Annotated in this window: 17 protein-coding genes; 5 read left to right on the top strand and 12 right to left on the bottom strand. The window is 68.4% G+C overall.

The annotated features are described in order from the left end of the window. Window positions 1–94: 94 nt before the first annotated feature. The 3 genes from JL101_RS18940 to JL101_RS18930 all read right to left on the bottom strand — a co-directional run bounded on the left by JL101_RS18940 (window position 95) and on the right by JL101_RS18930 (window position 2,138). Entirely contained in the window at window positions 95–976 is an 882-nt protein-coding gene (locus tag JL101_RS18940; protein WP_203097823.1) for an FkbM family methyltransferase, read from the bottom strand. Between the two features lie 93 nt (window positions 977–1,069). Beyond that, complete coding sequence (otnI, locus tag JL101_RS18935; protein WP_203097824.1) at window positions 1,070–1,858, bottom strand: 2-oxo-tetronate isomerase; 789 nt, start codon at window positions 1,856–1,858, stop codon at window positions 1,070–1,072. 118 nt (window positions 1,859–1,976) lie between these two features. Further along, window positions 1,977–2,138, bottom strand: coding sequence for a hypothetical protein (locus tag JL101_RS18930; RefSeq protein WP_201078532.1), 162 nt, complete (start codon window positions 2,136–2,138; stop codon window positions 1,977–1,979). 355 nt (window positions 2,139–2,493) lie between these two features. On the opposite strand from JL101_RS18930, the gene JL101_RS18925 reads away from it, so the two are divergent. The 5 genes from JL101_RS18925 (at window position 2,494) to JL101_RS18905 (ending at window position 7,897) form a co-directional block, all read left to right on the top strand. Beyond that, a complete protein-coding gene (locus JL101_RS18925) occupies window positions 2,494–3,291 on the top strand; it encodes an N-acetylmuramoyl-L-alanine amidase family protein (protein WP_228434961.1) in 798 nt (265 codons plus the stop codon). A 163-nt stretch (window positions 3,292–3,454) separates the two neighbouring features. Continuing rightward, window positions 3,455–4,033, top strand: a complete 579-nt coding sequence (locus tag JL101_RS18920) for a BON domain-containing protein (protein ID WP_228434959.1) — start codon at window positions 3,455–3,457, stop codon at window positions 4,031–4,033. Beyond that, window positions 4,023–5,408, top strand: a complete 1,386-nt coding sequence (locus JL101_RS18915; RefSeq protein WP_203097827.1) for a hypothetical protein — start codon at window positions 4,023–4,025, stop codon at window positions 5,406–5,408. Before JL101_RS18920 ends, JL101_RS18915 begins: the two co-directional genes overlap by 11 nt. 88 nt (window positions 5,409–5,496) lie before the next feature. After that, on the top strand, window positions 5,497–6,351 hold the full coding sequence (gene purU / locus JL101_RS18910; RefSeq protein WP_203097828.1) for a formyltetrahydrofolate deformylase: 855 nt from the start codon (window positions 5,497–5,499) through the stop codon (window positions 6,349–6,351). A gap of 256 nt (window positions 6,352–6,607) precedes the next feature. Further along, window positions 6,608–7,897 (top strand): IS4 family transposase, encoded by a 1,290-nt coding sequence (locus tag JL101_RS18905; protein ID WP_228434914.1) that lies wholly within the window; start codon window positions 6,608–6,610, stop codon window positions 7,895–7,897. A 55-nt stretch (window positions 7,898–7,952) separates the two neighbouring features. Here the strand turns inward: JL101_RS18905 and JL101_RS18900 are convergent, their stop codons facing one another. Genes JL101_RS18900 through JL101_RS18860 form a run of 9 tightly spaced genes read right to left on the bottom strand, consistent with a single transcriptional unit; the run spans window position 7,953 to window position 16,096 of the window. Then, window positions 7,953–8,291: an endonuclease domain-containing protein gene (locus JL101_RS18900; protein WP_203103989.1), complete on the bottom strand. Its 339-nt coding sequence runs from the start codon at window positions 8,289–8,291 to the stop codon at window positions 7,953–7,955. After that, complete coding sequence (locus JL101_RS18895) at window positions 8,291–8,998, bottom strand: Crp/Fnr family transcriptional regulator (protein WP_203103987.1); 708 nt, start codon at window positions 8,996–8,998, stop codon at window positions 8,291–8,293. The genes JL101_RS18900 and JL101_RS18895 overlap by 1 nt, the downstream gene beginning before the upstream one ends. 14 nt (window positions 8,999–9,012) lie before the next feature. Then, a complete protein-coding gene (hypE, locus tag JL101_RS18890; RefSeq protein WP_407697335.1) occupies window positions 9,013–10,065 on the bottom strand; it encodes a hydrogenase expression/formation protein HypE in 1,053 nt (350 codons plus the stop codon). 5 nt (window positions 10,066–10,070) lie between these two features. Next, window positions 10,071–11,216: a hydrogenase formation protein HypD gene (gene hypD / locus JL101_RS18885; RefSeq protein ID WP_203103985.1), complete on the bottom strand. Its 1,146-nt coding sequence runs from the start codon at window positions 11,214–11,216 to the stop codon at window positions 10,071–10,073. Beyond that, window positions 11,213–11,470: a HypC/HybG/HupF family hydrogenase formation chaperone gene (locus tag JL101_RS18880; protein WP_203103983.1), complete on the bottom strand. Its 258-nt coding sequence runs from the start codon at window positions 11,468–11,470 to the stop codon at window positions 11,213–11,215. The genes hypD and JL101_RS18880 overlap by 4 nt, the downstream gene beginning before the upstream one ends. A 9-nt stretch (window positions 11,471–11,479) precedes the next feature. Continuing rightward, window positions 11,480–13,729, bottom strand: coding sequence for a carbamoyltransferase HypF (gene hypF, locus JL101_RS18875; protein ID WP_203103981.1), 2,250 nt, complete (start codon window positions 13,727–13,729; stop codon window positions 11,480–11,482). A 3-nt stretch (window positions 13,730–13,732) separates the two neighbouring features. Beyond that, complete coding sequence (hypB, locus tag JL101_RS18870; protein WP_203103979.1) at window positions 13,733–14,578, bottom strand: hydrogenase nickel incorporation protein HypB; 846 nt, start codon at window positions 14,576–14,578, stop codon at window positions 13,733–13,735. Further along, the gene (gene hypA / locus JL101_RS18865) at window positions 14,578–14,910 is read right to left on the bottom strand and encodes a hydrogenase maturation nickel metallochaperone HypA (RefSeq protein ID WP_211111315.1); all 333 of its coding nucleotides are present in this window, start codon (window positions 14,908–14,910) and stop codon (window positions 14,578–14,580) included. The genes hypB and hypA overlap by 1 nt, the downstream gene beginning before the upstream one ends. Before the next feature lies 1 nt (window position 14,911). Beyond that, window positions 14,912–16,096 (bottom strand): nickel-dependent hydrogenase large subunit, encoded by a 1,185-nt coding sequence (locus tag JL101_RS18860; protein ID WP_203103975.1) that lies wholly within the window; start codon window positions 16,094–16,096, stop codon window positions 14,912–14,914. Window position 16,097: the final 1 nt, after the last annotated feature.

The following is a 16,097-nucleotide window of genomic DNA, read 5'->3' as shown; positions in this document are numbered from 1 at the left end:
GGGCGCGCCGGGCTTCTCCCGGAGCAACGGCACCGTCATGTTGCGCTGCACAACGGCTGTGCAGGCCCCCGACTCCAGGCCGACTCAGGACGATTCAGGCCGCGGCCGAAGCCCTGTCCGGCGTCCTTTGCAGGATCACGTTCAGCCGCGTCGTGTGACTGATCCGGTAGCCGTGGTCGATGCACAGCTTGACGCAATCCGTCTTCCACCGGTCGCTCGACATCTCCAGCAGGATCAGCGCCGGCCAGCGCCGTTCCGGTGCGGAGGAGAAGAACGGGACCAGCACGGTATCCTCGGCCCCCTCGATATCGATCTTCAGGGCGTCGACCCGGTCGAATCCGGCTTCGGCGAGGAGGCCGTCGAGAGTCCGGCACGGCACGGAGACCCGCTCGCCCGTCTCCATGGCGATGCTGCTCTGGCCCCGGTTGCCGCGATCGATGAACAGGTCCAGGGTCCCCGTGCGGTCCGCCACCGCGCATTGCAGGGTCCGGATGGTTCCCAGGTCGTTGGCCGCCACGTTGAAGGCGAGCCGGCGGTATATCTCCGGCTGGGGTTCGACCGCCAGCACGCGGGCGTTCTTTCCGGCGAGACCGGCGACGAAAAGCGAATAGACGCCGACATTCGCGCCCAGGTCGACGAAGGTGAAACCGTCATGCAGACGGGCGGCCAGCACCTGGCGTTCGACCGGGTCGAAGAACTGCGGCGTGAAAAGCACCCGCTTCTCGCAGACATTGTCTTCCGGATGGACCCGGAACTTCCGCCCGAAGACATCGACATCCAGCGGGGACTTGAGGCCCGTAAGGACCAGCCGCCGGGCCGCGAAGGCGACGCGCTTGCCGAGCCAGGTCTCGGGCTGGGTCCGGGTCAGCCCGATGATTGCGCGCTGGAGGCGGGACGGCGCGTAGGTGCCGAACGGCGGATCCTGAGTGAGCCCGGCTTGGTTGCTCCCGGTATCGATCCCGGACAAGTGCTGCATTCCGTATCCCCATGGACCACACGCGAGGTGGCGGCAGGCCATGACTAGCATGGCCTGCCGATGGGGTCATCAATGAATTCCTAGCCTTGATCGTCATCTGGCGGTGATGCCGTACTCCTTCGCCCAGCCGAGGCCGGCCCGGGTTTCGGCGCGCGGCCGGTACTCGCAGCCGATCCATCCGGTATAGCCGATCTCGTCGATAAGGTTGAACAGGAACGGATAGTTGATCTCGCCGATGTTCGGCTCGTGCCGGCCGGGTGTTCCGGCGATCTGGATATGGCCGATCGCCTCCAGGTTCTGGCGCAGTCGCTCCGCTAGGTCACCTTCCATGATCTGCGTGTGATAGATATCGAACTGCAGCTTCAGGTTGGGGCGAGAGACGGCGGCCATGATCTTGCGGCCCGCGGTCGAGGTGTTCAGGAAATAGCCCGGCATGTCCCGGCTGTTGATCGGTTCGGCCAGCAGGGTGATGCCGTGCCGGGCGGCCGCATCGGCGGCATGGCGCAGGTTGGAGACGTAGACGGCCTCAGCCTCCTCCCGGTCGATCCCCGCATGCACGATGCCGGCCATGGCATGAAGCCGCGGGCAGTCCAGCACGCGCGCGTACTCGATCGCCTTTTCCACCGTCTCGGCGAACTCCGCTTCCCGCCCCGGGATGGCCGCCATGCCGCGCTCGCCGCCGGCCCAGTCGCCGGGGGGCATGTTGAACAGCACCTGCTCGAGCCCCGCGTCGTCGAGCGCCCGCTTGATATCGGCGGCGGGCCATTCGTAAGGGAACAGGTATTCGACTCCCCGGAAGCCGCATTTGGCGGCGGCGCCGAAGCGGTCCAGGAAGTCGTGCTCCTGGAACATCATGGACAGATTGGCGGCGAATTTGGGCATGGTTCCCCCGTTTTCCCTGGTCTGGTGGCAGGGCAAACAAAAGCCCGTACCGGCCCCGGTTGCAAGGCCGTACGGGCTTTCAAAGGGGGTAGCCTTCGGCGCGGCGGGAGCCGGCCGCCTACTGCTCGTACCGTTCGAGTTGCCGCCGCAGGTCGGACGCTTCCTCCTGCAGGGCTTCGATCCTCATGTCATCCGGCACCCGCCGCTTCAATTCGTCGGCTATACGGGCTTCCAGAGCCACGCGCTCCTCGCGGATGATGTTGATCAAGGCTTCCTTCATGACCGCCTCCACCATCTTCAAGAGAACAGTCTGGCCCGAGTCGGGGCTGAGAACAAGATATCATAAGTCGAAAATGCCATCGATTCCGCCACCGCTTTGGGAATGCTCCGGGAGGGGCGCTTCCGGTGGGATCCGTACCGGAAATCCGGGTCGGAAATTCCGGTGCATCACTCTCTCGGGACTCGACAAGCAGCGGGTGGGGTAATTAACAGTTAACCAACAGCCCCGTAAACTGGCCGCCGAGGTCCATTCCGCCGGCCCGGGGGCCAGTCATTGGGCCGATAACCACAGGATCGATGGGTAGTCTTATCGGATGAAGCGCAGGGTTCTGCTTCAATTGGCGTTGAGCGCGCCCTTGCTCCGAATCGGGGCCTCCGGTCTGGCGGGCCTTCTCGTGCCCGCGACCGCCAGCGCCGCTCCCACCAACGGACCGCAGCGCAAGCCCGAGCCCCCGACGGCCGTGCCGAGCCGGCGACTCGTGGTGATCGACCCGGGGCATGGCGGCCGCGACCCGGGAGCCATCGGCGTCCGGGGAACGCTGGAGAAGGAGATCACGCTGGATATCGCGCGCGAGATCGCGCGCCGGCTTCGGGGAGTCCCCGGCGTCGCGGCGAAGCTGACGCGGGATACCGATATCTTCCTGCCGCTGGCCGAGCGGGTCGCCATAGCGCGCGACGCCGGGGCCGACCTGTTCATATCGATCCATGCCGACAGCGCGCCCAACCGCGATGCGCGCGGATTGTCCGCCTACACCCTGTCCGACAAGGCGTCGGACGATTTCGCCTTCGCGCTGGCCAAGCAGGAGAACCTGGCCGACGGTTCGGGGGGCATCGACCTGCGGCACACCCGGCCTCAAGTCGCGGCGATCCTGTCCGACCTCGTCGCCCGCCATACCGTCACCGCGTCGCTGATGGCGAAGAGCAGCCTCGTGGAGGGCGCCGGACGCTCGCTCCGTTTGCTCGACAATCCCAAGAGGTCGGCGAACTTCGCGGTCCTGAAAGCGCCCGACGTTCCGTCGGTCCTGATCGAGACCGGTTTCCTGTCCAACCCGCGTGACGAGGATTTGCTGCGCGACGTTGCCCAGCGCCGCCGCATCGCCGACGTGCTGTCGCGAGAGTTGGCCGACGTGATGACAAGCGCCCCGTTCGCGTGAGCGCGCGGACCGGTATGATACTGGCTGCTGCAATCGGGCCACGATAGACGGAAAAGCCGTGGCTCCAGTTTCGAGTAATTCAAATATGTGTTGCAATCACGTGGCGGGCGTGACTTCTTCGCGCCGCCCGGACGTGGATCGCGACCGGTGTACGGAGGAAGCTTTGAGGTCTCGCGCGCGTTTTCCGCTGTTCGTCCTGGGAACCCTGGCCATCGCCGCCCTGCCGGGGTGCGCACCGCTCGTCGTCGGCGGCGCCGCCACCACCGCGGTCGTCGCGGCCTCGCAGGAGCGGGGACTGGGCGGCGCCATCAGCGATACCGAGATCCAGGCGCAGATCAATCATTACTGGTTCCAGCACAGCGTCGAGATGCATTCGCGCCTCGGCATGACGGTCAACCAGGGCACCGTCCTCCTGACCGGGCGCGCCAGGACGCCCGAGGAGCGGCTCGATGCCGTCCGACTTGCCTGGCAGGCGAACGGCGTTCGCGAAGTGATCAACGAAATCGTCGTGGACGACGCCTCGACGCTGGGCGATTCCACCCGCGACACCTGGATCAGCACCCAGCTGCGCGGCAAGCTCCTGTTCGACCGCGAGGTCTCGTCGATCAACTACTCGATCGAGACGGTCAACGGCGTCGTCTACCTGATGGGCAACGCGCGCGATCCGGCCGAACTGGAGCGGGTGACCGGCCATGCCAGGTCGTTGCCCTATGTGAAGCGCGTCGTGAGCTATGTCCGCTGACGCAGCTGCCCATGGTCGGCGCAGGCCCGGCGCGTTCCTGCTGGTCGTGGCGGCGGTGCTGGCCCTGCTGGCCGCCGGGTTGGCGGCGGGATTTCCGTCCGCCGCCCGGGCGCAGGAAAGCACCGGCAGCGCGAACCGGCAGTTCGTCCAGGCCATGCAGCTCATCCAGCAGGCCAATGCCACGTTCGACCCGGCCGAGGAGGCGCGCCTGCTGCGCGACGCCGACCGGCTTCTGAACGAGATCGTGCAGCGCTATCCCGAAAGTCCGGTCGCGGTCCAGCTCATCACCAACCAGTTCATCGGTGATTTCGACGTCTTCGAATTCCGAAACCGCGTCCGGGCCCTGATCTGCAACGAAGCCCTGTCCACGGCCTGCTTCCTCTACAAGATCGAGAACCTGCTGCCGCCGATCGAGTATCCGATCTCCACGCCACGGTGGGACTGGCTCTCGCTCGCCGTCGCCTACCACCTGAACGGCGGTGCCGAGCGCGCGCGGGAGATCATCGCTCCCTTCGTGGGTGCGCTGCGGCGCGGGGCGGCCACCACTGCCGAGTCCCAGGAAGAGGACCTGTTCGTCGCCCGTGCCCTGGCGCTGACCGGCCAGACCGACATCGCCCTCCAGATCACGCGGGGCATCGCCGACTGCTCGACGCGTCTCTACAACCTGACCGACATTGCCGAGATCGCCGGCTGGCGCGGGGAGAAGGAGTTGGCGTCGGCACTGACCACCGAAGCCCAGAATTACGCCCAGGCGAATGCCTGCGCCTGGGAACTGGGTCTGGTCGTGCAGGCACTGATGCGGGTCGGCCGCGAGGCGGAGGCGCGGACCCTCTTCCTGAACACGGTGGAGCAGCAGTTCTCCCGCTTCCGCGAGACGAAGCAGGAGTGCTGCCCGGCGGAACTCGCCGTGGCCGCCGCCGACCTGGGCGAGGTCAACCTGGCGCTGGGCCTGCTGCGCACGGTCCAGGAGGACAGTCCCTGGACAGTTCCCGCCGTGCTCGGCCGGCTCGCGGCGCGGGGAGAGATGTCCCTGACCTCCGCATATCTCGAACAGGTCCAGGATCCCGATCCGCAATCCGAAATCCTGTCGGAATTCATCGCGGCGGCGCTCCGCCGGGGCGAACTGGCGATCGCCCAGCAATGGATGGCGCGGCTTGTGAAGCTTGCCGAGGTGCCGGCCAATCGGCGGCCGACAGTCCTGGCCCAGCGCGCAAAGGCGGAGAGGCTGATGTATGGCGACGACCGCTGGCGGAACACCATGTCGCAGGCGATCGCCGCTGCAGACCGGAGCAGCGCCTTCGTCCGGCGCGACATCGGAGTGCCGCTGCTGGCGGCGCTGGTCAGGATCGAAAGCGGGTTGCCGATGCTCGATTGAGCGCGGCAGCGGATTGCCACTTGCACAGGGTGGTCGATTGCGCTTCTTTCCAGGGACCGCGCCATAAGCCGTTCTGGAAAGTTTCGAAATGACCGCCCGCTACATCCTGACCATTTCGTGCCCGGACACAGTCGGCATCGTCGCGGCCGTATCCGGCTTCCTGGCGGAGCGGGGCTGCAACATCATCGACAGCGCCCAGTTCGGCGACCGGACCAGCGACCTGTTCTTCCTGCGCATCTTCCTGGCCGCTCCGGAGGAAGGCCCCGACCGCGAAGCCTTGGCAGCCCAGTTCGCCGAGGTCGCCCGCCGGTTCGGAATGACCTGGCACCTGCACGACGCGGAGCGACCGCAGCGACTGCTGATCCTGGTCTCGAAATTCGGCCACTGCCTGAACGACCTGCTCTACCGCTACCGGGTCGGCGGATTGAACGTGGAGATCCCGGCGATCGTGTCGAACCATCGCGACTTCTACCAGCTCGCGGCCTGGCACAACGTCCCGTTCCATTATCTGCCCGTCAAGCCCGACAACAAGGCGGAGCAGGAGGCGCGGCTGTGGGAGATCATCGAGCAGGAGCGCATCGATCTGGTCGTGCTGGCGCGCTACATGCAGGTGCTCTCGCCCGAGCTGTGCGAGCGGCTGGCCGGGCGCGCGATCAATATCCACCACTCGTTCCTGCCCAGCTTCAAGGGCGCCAAGCCCTATCACCAAGCCTTCGCCCGCGGCGTCAAGCTGATCGGGGCGACCGCCCACTACGTGACGTCCAACCTGGACGAAGGTCCGATCATCGAGCAGGAGGTCGAGCGCGTCGACCACACCCGCACGCCGGACGACCTGGTCGAGGTCGGCCGCGACGTGGAGAGCGTCGTGCTGGCCCGCGCCGTCAAGTACCACATCGAGCACAGGGTCCTGCTCAACGGCAGCAAGACGGTGGTGTTCCGGTAGCCGCCTTCCTGGGACAGCTGCCACCCGCCCCCTCACCCTGACCCTCTCCCCCAAGGGGGGCTAATCTATCAACAGATCTTTTTAGGTGCGGCAGGTTGACTCGGGTTTGTCGCTGTAGTTGCGTAGTTTGGCGGGGATGTGATTCTGTTCGTGACGTTCTCAGGCGGAGGGCGTCACGAATGGACATTCAGGTTGATATCGTCGGCCGTTTCAACGATGAACGGCTGAAAAAAGGGGGCGGCAACTGCTGCAAAGGATGGTCGAGCGCTCGACCGTCCGCATTCGGCGTTTGTCGAACGACCGGATCGAAGAGGCTCGCTTCGGGCGTTGGCTGAACAATGCCAAGGTAAGACTGGTGGAAATGGAATGCACGATCGGCGAGCAGATGCGGGCGCGCGTCGTCGGCCTGCATGTTCTGGCCATCCAGGACACCAGCGAATTGAACTATCAGGCCCATGCCGGACGAACGCGGGGCCTGGGCACCGTGGGCAATGGCCGGGACGCCGGGCTGTTCGTCCATCCGGTGCTGGCGGTCGAGGCCGAAAGCGGAGCTTGTCTGGGACTTGTCGGAGCGCAGGTCTACGCCCGTCATGAAACCGCGGCCAAGCACCGTCGGGCTCTGCCGATCGAGAGCAAGGAATCGATGCGCTGGCTGGAGGGCGCGCAGACAGCCAAGCACTATCTCGATACGGCCCGGCACGTCACGGTCGTCGCCGACCGCGAAAGCGACATCTACGAGGAATGGGAGCGGCTGCCGGAAACGGGTTTCGATCTTCTGACGCGGGCCTGCCGCGACAGGGCGCTGGCCGGAGGCGGCTACTTATACGCCTGGAGCGACGCGCTGGCGGTGGCGGAGCGCTTCACGCTGGACCTTCCCGAACGCCCCGGCAAGCGCTCGGCCCGCACGGCGACCCTGGAACTGCGCTACGGCGCGGTCGCGGTGAAACGGCCCAGGAACGGGACACACCCCGGCGCCGCACCGGCGCTCGCCCTTCGAATGGTCGATGTTCGCGAAGTGGACGCCCCCGCCGGAGAAGACCCGGTACATTGGCGGCTGCTGACGACACATCAGGTCGAGGACACCGCAAAAGCCTTGGAAATCGTGCTTTGGTACCGGCGGCGCTGGACCATCGAGCAGCTTTTCCGTACTCTCAAGACGCAGGGGCTGGATATCGAGTCGAGCCAGGTCGAAAGCGCCGACGCCCTTCAGCGGCTGGCTTTCGTCGCCCTGGTCGCCGCCACGCACATCCTGCAACTGCTCGGCGTTCGCGACGGCGTCCTGGTTCGCCCGATCGACGACACTTTCTCCGCACAGCAGGTCAGCGTCCTGATCGCCCTACAACCACGTCTGGAAGGCCGCACCGCCGCCCGCAAAAACCCACATCCGCCCGACACGCTGGCTTGGGCCGCATGGTTTATCGCCCGTTTGGGCGGCTGGGACGGCTATCCCAAATCCAAGCCGGCTGGACCCATCACTTTTGCCAGAGGCTACGCCCGTTTCGCAACAATGTGCGAGGGCGTAGCTCTCCGGCAAAAGATCTGTTGATAGACTAGCCCCCTTGGGGGAGAGGGGTAGGGTGAGGGGGTTGGGGATGCTCGACCTATTGGCTTGCCTCACATTCGAGAGCCTCCCGAATCGCGGTGACGACACCCTCGGTGTTACGCAGGATATCGGTGTTCCAGAACCGTATCACTCGCCATCCCTGGCTGTTCAGCCAATCGGTGCGTCGCTGGTCGGCCGGCTCATCGGCATGCTGTCCGCCGTCAGCTTCTACGATCAACATCCGCTCTACGCAGGCGAAATCGGCAACGTATCGGCCGATCGGGTGCTGTCTGCGGAACTTGCACCCGTCCAGGCGGCGATCCCGCAACAGGGACCAGAGTCGTCTTTCCGCGTCGGTCATGCGGGATCGGAGTTCGCGGGCTTGCGTCGTCGTCATTACCCCTCCGCGACCACGTCCTCCAGCCCCTCGCGGTTGCAGCGGACCAGATGGTCGCCGACATCGGCGATGAGGCCGGCGCGGCGGAATTCGGCGACCGTGCGGCTGGCCGTTTCCATGGTGATCGCCAGCATCGCGCCGACATCCTCGCGGATCGGGAGGTGGCACACGTCGCCGTCCGTAGCATCGAGCATCTGGAGCAGCAGGCGCGCCAGCCGGAGCCGCGCGCTGCCGGTCGACAGCTCGGTCAGCCAGTCGTCGGCCTGCTGGAGCGACTGGTGCCAGCGCTTCATCAGCTGCGTGTGCAGGCGTGGCGTCTCGGTGCTGAGGCGGTCGATCACCGCCCGCGGGATGCGGCAGGTCAGGACGGGCTGCAGGGCCGTCGCGGTGTGGGCGTAGGGCTCGCCGAGCAGGGCTTCAAGACCGGCTATGGCGCCCTGGCGGAGCAGGCGGACAATCCGGTGGGATCCGTCCGGCAGGTACTGTACCAGCTTGACCGTGCCCTCGCGCACCGTGAACAGGTACGGCTTCCCGTCGCCGGCATGGTAGAGCGACTCGCCGGGCTTGAACCGGACTTCGTCGATCGGCAGGTGGATCAGGCTGAAGTCGGTCTGCCGAAGGTCGGCGAACAGCACGAGGTCCCGGATGCCGCAGTTCCGGCATTGCGGAGGTCCCTTCCAGGCGTCGCCGATCTCCCGCTCCTTCACGCCCTCCTCCCGCCTCAACAGATCCGGGGCAGCTGCTCGCCGGCCAACCAGTCCACGATGCGCTTTCCGCCGAATGTCGTCTGCAGTTGCACGAAGCGATGGTCGTCGTCAATGACCGTGCCGATGGCCGCGGCGTCGATCCCCAGCGGATGGCCTCGCATGGTGTCCAGCAGCCGGGCGGCATCCCCGGGTGCGCAGATCGCGACCAGCTTGCCCTCGTTCGCCACATAAAGAGGATCCAGGCCCAGAAGCTCGCAGGCGGCGGCGACTTCCCCGCGGATCGGGATCGCCCGTTCGTCGAGCAGCATCCCGACCCCGGATTGCCGCGCGATCTCGTTGAGCGTGGTCGCGAGGCCGCCGCGCGTCGGGTCGCGCAGCACGTGGATGTCGGGAACGGCGTCGACCATGGCCGCCACCAGACCATGGAGCGCCGCGCTGTCGGAGGCGATGGTCGTCTCGAAGCTGAGGTTCTCGCGCGTGGACATGATCGCGACGCCGTGGTCGCCGACGAAGCCGCTGACCAGGACGGCGTCGCCCGGCCGTGCCCTGTCGCCGGACGGGGCCACGCCCGGCGGCACCGCGCCGATGCCGGTCGTGTTGATGAAGACGCCGTCGCCCTTGCCGCGCTCGACCACCTTGGTGTCGCCGGTCACGATCGCGACGCCGGCTTCGGCCGCCGCAGCCGCCATCGAGGCGACGATCCGGGCGAGATCGCGGAGCGCGAAGCCCTCCTCGATGATGAATCCCGCCGTCAGGTAGAGCGGCCGGGCGCCGGCCATCGCCAGGTCGTTGACCGTTCCGTGGATCGCCAGCGAGCCGATGTCGCCGCCCGGGAAGAACAGGGGAGAGACCACATAGCTGTCGGTGGTGACCGCCAGCCGGCCAGCCGGCGGGTCGAAGACCGCCTGGTCGTTGCGGCGAGCCAGCAGCGAATTGTCGAAGGCGGCACCGAACAGCTCCTCGACCAGCTGGGCCATGGCCTTGCCGCCGCTGCCGTGGCTCATGTCGACCTGGCCGTTCTTCAGGTCGAGCTTGCGGGTGAAAGGCCGGCGATCGTCCTGCATCATCGATTTCAACCCGTCTTGGCCCGTTGGGGGGTGTCGCGCCAGCGGCCGTACAGATAATACGCTGCGCAGGAGCCTTCCGGCGAGACCATGCAGGATCCCATGGGATTCTCCGGGGTGCAGGCCGTGCCGAAGATCGCGCAGTCCAGCGGCTTTTTCGCGCCGCGCAGGATCTGGGCGCAGGAGCATGCCCTGTTGTCGGCGACGGGGACGTAGCGGAGCTGCCAGCGCCGTTCCGCGTCCCAGTCCGCGAACTCCTCGCGGATCTGCAGCGCGCTGTCCGGGATCGTCCCGAGGCCGCGCCATTCGAAGCTGTCGCGCAGTTCGAACACCCGTTCCACCAGGGCCTGGGCCTTGCCGTTGCCGTCCCGGGAGACCGCGCGGTTGAACTGGTTCTCCACTTCGCACCGTCCCCCGTTGAGCTGGCGCACCAGCATCAGGACCGACTGCATGATGTCGAGCGGCTCGAACCCGGAGACCACGATGGGACGCCGATAGTCGCGGGCGAAGCGCTCGTAGGGCGCCGAGCCGATGATGGTGCTGACATGTCCCGGCCCGATGAAGCCGTCGACCCGCACGGTGCCGGTCGCGGACACCTCCGGGCTGTCCAGGATCGCCTGGATCGCCGACGGCGTGAGCACGTGGTTGGCGAAGACGCTGAAGTTGCGGAGGCCCATCGACGCCGCCTGGACCAGGGCCACGGCGGTGGTCGGGGCCGTGGTCTCGAACCCGATCGCGAAGAAGACGACCTCGCGGCCGGGATTTTCCCGGGCGACCCGCAGGGCGTCGCCGCTGCCGTAGACCATGCGGATATCCGCACCCCCGGCCTTGGCCTTCATCAGGCTGGTGCGGTCGCGGCCGGGCACCCGCATCATGTCGCCGTAGGTGCACAGGATCACCTCAGGCCGCATCGCCAGCTCGATCGCCATGTCGAGCCGGCCGATCGGCAGCACGCACACCGGGCAGCCGGGGCCATGGATCATCGTGACGTTGGGCGGCAGCAGATCCTCGATGCCGTAGCGGCAGATCGCGTGGGTATGGCCGCCGCAGAACTCCATCAGGGCATAGTGCCGGCCGGGATCGGCCTCCGCGGCGATGGCGGCGGCGACCCGGGATGCCAGGTCACCGTCGCGGTATTCGTCCACGTATCTCATGCGGCGGCATCCTCCTGTTGCGGCTCCTGCCCGGGCGCGGGCCGGTCCAGGGCGGCGAGAAGCGCCAGGGTCCGTTCGGCTTCCGCCGGATCGAGCCTGGAGAGCGCGTAGCCGACATGGACGATCACGTAGTCGCCCACGGCCGGCTCCTCGATCAGCGCGGTGGAGACCTGCTTGCGCACGCCTCCGAGAGACACCGTGGCGCTGTCGTCACTGTGGATCTCGACGATCCGGGCGGGCAAGGCGAGGCACATGGCGATTTCCTAACGGATCAAGTGGTGCGCGGCGACCCAGGCCTGGCCCAGGCTGAGACCGCCGTCGTTCGCGGGCACCCGGCGCGGCACCAGGGCGGTGATGCCGTGCCGGGCGAAGCCCTCGATCAGGCCCTCGGTCAGCACGGCATTCATCACGCAGCCGCCGGACAGGGCGATCTCGGCGCCCTCCACGGCGGGCAGGGCCCAGTCGACCAGGGCCGCGGCCAGGGTGCCGTGGAACAGGTCGGCCCCGGCCGCGGGAGGAAGGCCGCGGAGCGCGTCGAGCAGCGGCATCAGGTCGAGCACGCCGCCGGCGACGGTCCAGCCGCCGGGCAGCACCGTGGGTCGCGTCACCAGCGACTCCAGGACCATCGCGGCCTCCCCCTCGAATCCCGACAGGCTGCGCACGCCCAGCAGGCCGCAGGCGGCATCGAACCAGCGCCCGCAGGAGGTGGTCGGCGGGCAGTTGAGTCCCTGGTCGAGCATCTGGACCAGCAAGGCGGTATTGCCGAACCGCGCGAAGCGATGCGCGATCTCGTCGGTCCGGCCCAGCCGGTGAAGGGCCGCCGCCGCCATGCGCCAGGGCTGGCGCGCCGCGGCGTCGCCGCCGGGTTGCGCCAGGGGAGCGAAGTGTCCCAGCCGGTCGCACCGCGCACCGTCCACCCGCAGCAGCTCTCCCCCCCGGCTGTCGCCGTCGTCGCCCAGGCCGAAGCCGTCGAGGGCAAGGCCGACGATCGGCCCGGAGCGGCCGTACTCGGCCGCGACCGCCGCCACATGGGCGTGGTGGTGCTGGACCGGAATGCAGGGAAGGCCAAGCGCCTCCGCATGGCGGGTCGACAGAAAGTCGGGGTGCAGGTCATGGGCGACCGCGGCCGGTTCGACCTCCAGTATGTCCAGCAGGTGGGCGATCGTCTCCTCGAAGAAGCGCAGCGTGGCGGCGTTCTCCAGGTCGCCCAGGTGCTGGGACAGGAAAGCCTGGCTTCCGCGCGCCACGCAGACCGTGTTCTTGAGGTGCCCGCCCAGCGCCAGGACCGGCGGCACCGGCCCGCCGAGCGGAATGCCGAGGGGGACATAGCCCCGGGCGCGGCGGATCAGCATCGGCGCGCCGCCGATCACCCGCGCGACGCTGTCGTCGCTGCGGGCGACGATGTCCCGGTCGTGGGTGACGACGCAGTCCGCGATGTCGCCGAGCCGTTCCGCCGCCTCGGCGTTGCCGATCACCAGCGGTTCGCCGCCGGGGTTGGCGCTGGTCATGACCAGGGAGAACCCCTGCGGCGCGTCCAGCCAGTCGGTTCCCGCCGGGCGTCCTGCGGCCTCGTGGAACAGCAGGTAATGCAGGGGCGTATAGGGCAGCATCAGGCCCAGCCAGGCGAGGTCCGGGGCGAGGTCGGGTGCGACCGGCGCGGCGGCCGCGCCGGACCGCGGGCGGACGAGCACCACCGGCCGCTCGGGGCCCGCCAGGAGCGCCGCCTCGGCGGGACCGATCTCGGCGATCCGCCGCGCCTCGGCCAGGCTCGCCACCATCATCGCGAAAGGCTTGCCGTTGCGCTGCTTGAGCGCCCGCAGCCGGGTGACCGTGCCGGGGTTGGCGGCGTCGCAGGCGAGGTGGAAGCCGCCGAGGCCCTTGATCGCGACGATCTCCCCGGCGCGGAGGCGCGCGACGATCTCCTCCACCCGGATCTGGAGTCTGGGCCCGCAGGCGGGGCAGGCGATCGGCTGGGCGTGGAAGCGGCGGTCGTTCGGATCGGCGTACTCGCGGGCGCAGTCCGGGCAGAGCGGGAAGCCTGCCATGGAGGTCTGGGGCCGGTCGTAGGGCAGGGAGCGGGTGATGGTATGGCGCGGCCCGCAATGGGTGCAGTTGACGAAGGGATACCGCCAGCGCCGGGCCGCGGGATCGAAAAGTTCGGCCAGGCAGTCAGGGCAGACGGCGGCATCCGGTCCGATCATGGTGCGCGCGGGACCGGCGGCGACGCTGCCGCGGATCTCGAACCCGCTCTCGGCGGGATCGGGGGCCAGCGACTCGACCTCGATGCGGTCCACCTGGGCGAGCGGCGGGGCGCGGCATGCCAGGGCATCGAGGAAACCGGCGGGATCCTGCCCCTGCACCTCCAGCAGGACGCCGTCGGTATCGTTCAGTACCCAGCCCGTCAGGCCGTACCGTCCGGCAAGGTCATGGACGAAGGGCCGGTACCCGACCCCCTGGACCAGACCCCGGACACGCACGCGGGAGCGGCTTACCGGCATGGGATCGACGACCATGGCTCAGCCTCCGGTTTCGGCGGCGGCAATGCCGGCGGCAAGCCAGGCATACCACTGGTCCAGTCCTGTCCCGGCCGTGGCGGAAACCTGGATGACGTCGAGCGACGGCTTGACCTGCCGGGCACCGGCGATCAGGCGCGGAACGTCGAAGCTGAGGTAGGGCAGCAGGTCGATCTTGTTGACCACCATCAGGTCGGCGGTCGCGAACATGTCGGGGTACTTGAGCGGCTTGTCCTCGCCCTCGGTCACGGAAACGACGACGACCCGGCGGTTCTCGCCCAGGTCGAAGCCGGCCGGGCAGACCAGGTTCCCGACATTCTCGATGAACAGCACGCCGCCCGCGGGAGCCGGCTGCGTCCCGAGCGCCTGGGTGACCATCTGGGCGTCGAGATGGCACCCCTTGCCGGTATTGACCTGGACAGCCGGCGCGCCGGTGGCACGGATGCGGTCGGCATCGAAGCTGGTCTGCTGGTCGCCCTCGATCACCGCCATGGGAATGCTCACGGCGAGATCCGTGAGGGTCCGGACCAGCAGCGTCGTCTTGCCCGATCCGGGGCTGGACATCAGGTTGACGGCGAAGGTGCGCGACGCCGCGAGGAGCTGCCGGTTGACGGCGGCGAAGCGGCCGTTCTTCGCCAGGATATCCTGCTCGATCCGGATCAGCCGCGTCGGGTGGTCATGGGCATGATGATGGTCGTGCTCGTGATCATGGCCATGGGAGTGGCCGTGACTGTGGCGAAGCACGGTGCCGTCGGGGGACACATGCTCGTGGTCATGTTCCATGCCGGTTCCGGGTTCGAGTCCGTCGATCCGGGTTTCCCCGGGGCCGCAGCCGCAGACCGTGCACATCACGAGACCTCCAGTTCTTCGACACGCAGTTCGTCGCCGCCGACCACCATCAGCTGGTGGCTGCCGCAGGCGGGGCAGGGTTCGCCCCGGGCCGCCAGGGTGACCGTTTGCGAGCAGGCCATGCAGAAGGCCTGTCCGGCCGGACGGTCGATCCTCAGCTCGGCCCCTTCGGCCAGGGTCCCCCGGGCCACCACGTCGAACCCGAACTCCAGGGCGCGGGGATCGACGTGGGAGAGCGCCCCGACGCACAGACGCACCACCGCGACGCGGCTGAAACCCTCCTCCGCGGCCCGGTCGCGGATGATGTCCAGGATGCCTTGGCAGAGCGCCATCTCATGCACCGGCGCGTTCCTCCATCATCACGTGGCACGGGACGCAGGGATCGAGGGCGGCGATCAGCAGGTCGACCCTCTGCCGCAGGCCGTCGTCGGCCGGCAGGCCGACCACACCCCGGACGAAGGCGCCGCGCGGGTGGAAATTCCACTCGTTGGGAGCGACCGACCGGTAGGCGGTCACCACTCCCCGGTTCAGCGCGATCCAGTGGGCGAGCCGGCCTCGCGCGGTCTCCGCCGAGCCCGCGCCGGATCCCGAAGCCCCCTGGGCCGCCTCCGGCGGCGCCGGCCGGGCGGGCTCCAGCCGCCCCGCGGCGTCGCGCATCCGTGACGGCAGGCCCGCCAGGTCGACCAGCCGTGCGGCGAAACGCGGCAGCAGGCCGTTGCCGAATCGACGGATCAAGCCGGCCATGAGGGGCGTGCCGGAGACCCGTCCCAGGGCTCCGGTTTCCGCCGGGCCGCCGTCGATGTCCGGGGCCATGGAAAAGTCGGGATCGCCGGACAGCCGGTCGGCGAACCAGCGGTCCGGCAGGTCGGGCAGGTTGGCGATCCCGCTCCGCCCGAAGCCGGCCATGTCGTCGGCCATGACGCGGCCGATCAGCCGGGCCGCCGTCGTGCCGGCCCTTCGGCTCCAGCGGGCGAGGTCGTCGCCGTCCCGGATCTCCGCGAAGCCGGCGCCGACCAGCGCCTCGACCGCGCCGGCGATATGCTCCAGCGGACCGTCGAGGGCCGAGGCGTCGGGCTTGAGCGCGCCGCCGCCCGGACGGGTCCAGTCGCCCGCGGGGTAGAGAGTCCGGGGAAGCGCCGCCACCGCCCGGCGGATCCCGAGGAGGATGCCCGGGTCCGGCGCCTCCTCCAGCAGGCGCGGCCACTCGATCGCCAGTTGCCAGGCGTGGCTGGCGACCATCTCGCCGAGGACCAGCAGCTCGCGCGCCGCCTGCTGCGCGCCGGCCGGGACGATGCCGGCCGCCGCCTCGCAGGCGCGGGCGGCGGCGACGCCCTGGGCGGTCCCGCACAGGCTGAACAGCATCGGGACCAGGGAAAGGGCCTCGGCCACCGGCCGCCCCGCCAGCATGCGGTCGATGCCGGTTCCGCGCGACGATTTCAGGCGCACGTCGGCCACCGTGGCGTCGATGGCCAGGATCTGGAACGAGAGCGTACCTTCGATGCCGGCCCGCGCGTTCATG

The organism is Skermanella rosea (assembly GCF_016806835.2).
In the GTDB taxonomy this organism is placed as follows: Bacteria; Pseudomonadota; Alphaproteobacteria; order Azospirillales; family Azospirillaceae; genus Skermanella; species Skermanella rosea.
This window is presented reverse-complemented; position numbering and strand designations above follow the sequence as displayed.

Excerpts from the sequence above, each read along its gene's own strand:
- JL101_RS18940 (WP_203097823.1), bottom strand. The coding sequence starts at position 976 with ATGCAGCACTTGTCCGGGATCGATACCGGGAGCAACCAAGCCGGGCTC.
- hypA (WP_211111315.1), bottom strand. The coding sequence starts at position 14,910 with ATGGCGCTCTGCCAAGGCATCCTGGACATCATCCGCGACCGGGCCGCG.
- purU (WP_203097828.1), top strand. The coding sequence starts at position 5,497 with ATGACCGCCCGCTACATCCTGACCATTTCGTGCCCGGACACAGTCGGC.
- hypE (WP_407697335.1), bottom strand. The coding sequence starts at position 10,065 with ATGATGCAGGACGATCGCCGGCCTTTCACCCGCAAGCTCGACCTGAAG.
- JL101_RS18860 (WP_203103975.1), bottom strand. The coding sequence starts at position 16,096 with ATGAACGCGCGGGCCGGCATCGAAGGTACGCTCTCGTTCCAGATCCTG.
- JL101_RS18930 (WP_201078532.1), bottom strand. The coding sequence starts at position 2,138 with ATGAAGGAAGCCTTGATCAACATCATCCGCGAGGAGCGCGTGGCTCTG.
- hypD (WP_203103985.1), bottom strand. The coding sequence starts at position 11,216 with ATGAGATACGTGGACGAATACCGCGACGGTGACCTGGCATCCCGGGTC.
- hypB (WP_203103979.1), bottom strand. The coding sequence starts at position 14,578 with ATGTGCACGGTCTGCGGCTGCGGCCCCGGGGAAACCCGGATCGACGGA.
- JL101_RS18905 (WP_228434914.1), top strand. The coding sequence starts at position 6,608 with ATGGTCGAGCGCTCGACCGTCCGCATTCGGCGTTTGTCGAACGACCGG.
- hypF (WP_203103981.1), bottom strand. The coding sequence starts at position 13,729 with ATGGTCGTCGATCCCATGCCGGTAAGCCGCTCCCGCGTGCGTGTCCGG.
- otnI (WP_203097824.1), bottom strand. The coding sequence starts at position 1,858 with ATGCCCAAATTCGCCGCCAATCTGTCCATGATGTTCCAGGAGCACGAC.
- JL101_RS18900 (WP_203103989.1), bottom strand. The coding sequence starts at position 8,291 with ATGACGACGACGCAAGCCCGCGAACTCCGATCCCGCATGACCGACGCG.
- JL101_RS18880 (WP_203103983.1), bottom strand. The coding sequence starts at position 11,470 with ATGTGCCTCGCCTTGCCCGCCCGGATCGTCGAGATCCACAGTGACGAC.
- JL101_RS18915 (WP_203097827.1), top strand. The coding sequence starts at position 4,023 with ATGTCCGCTGACGCAGCTGCCCATGGTCGGCGCAGGCCCGGCGCGTTC.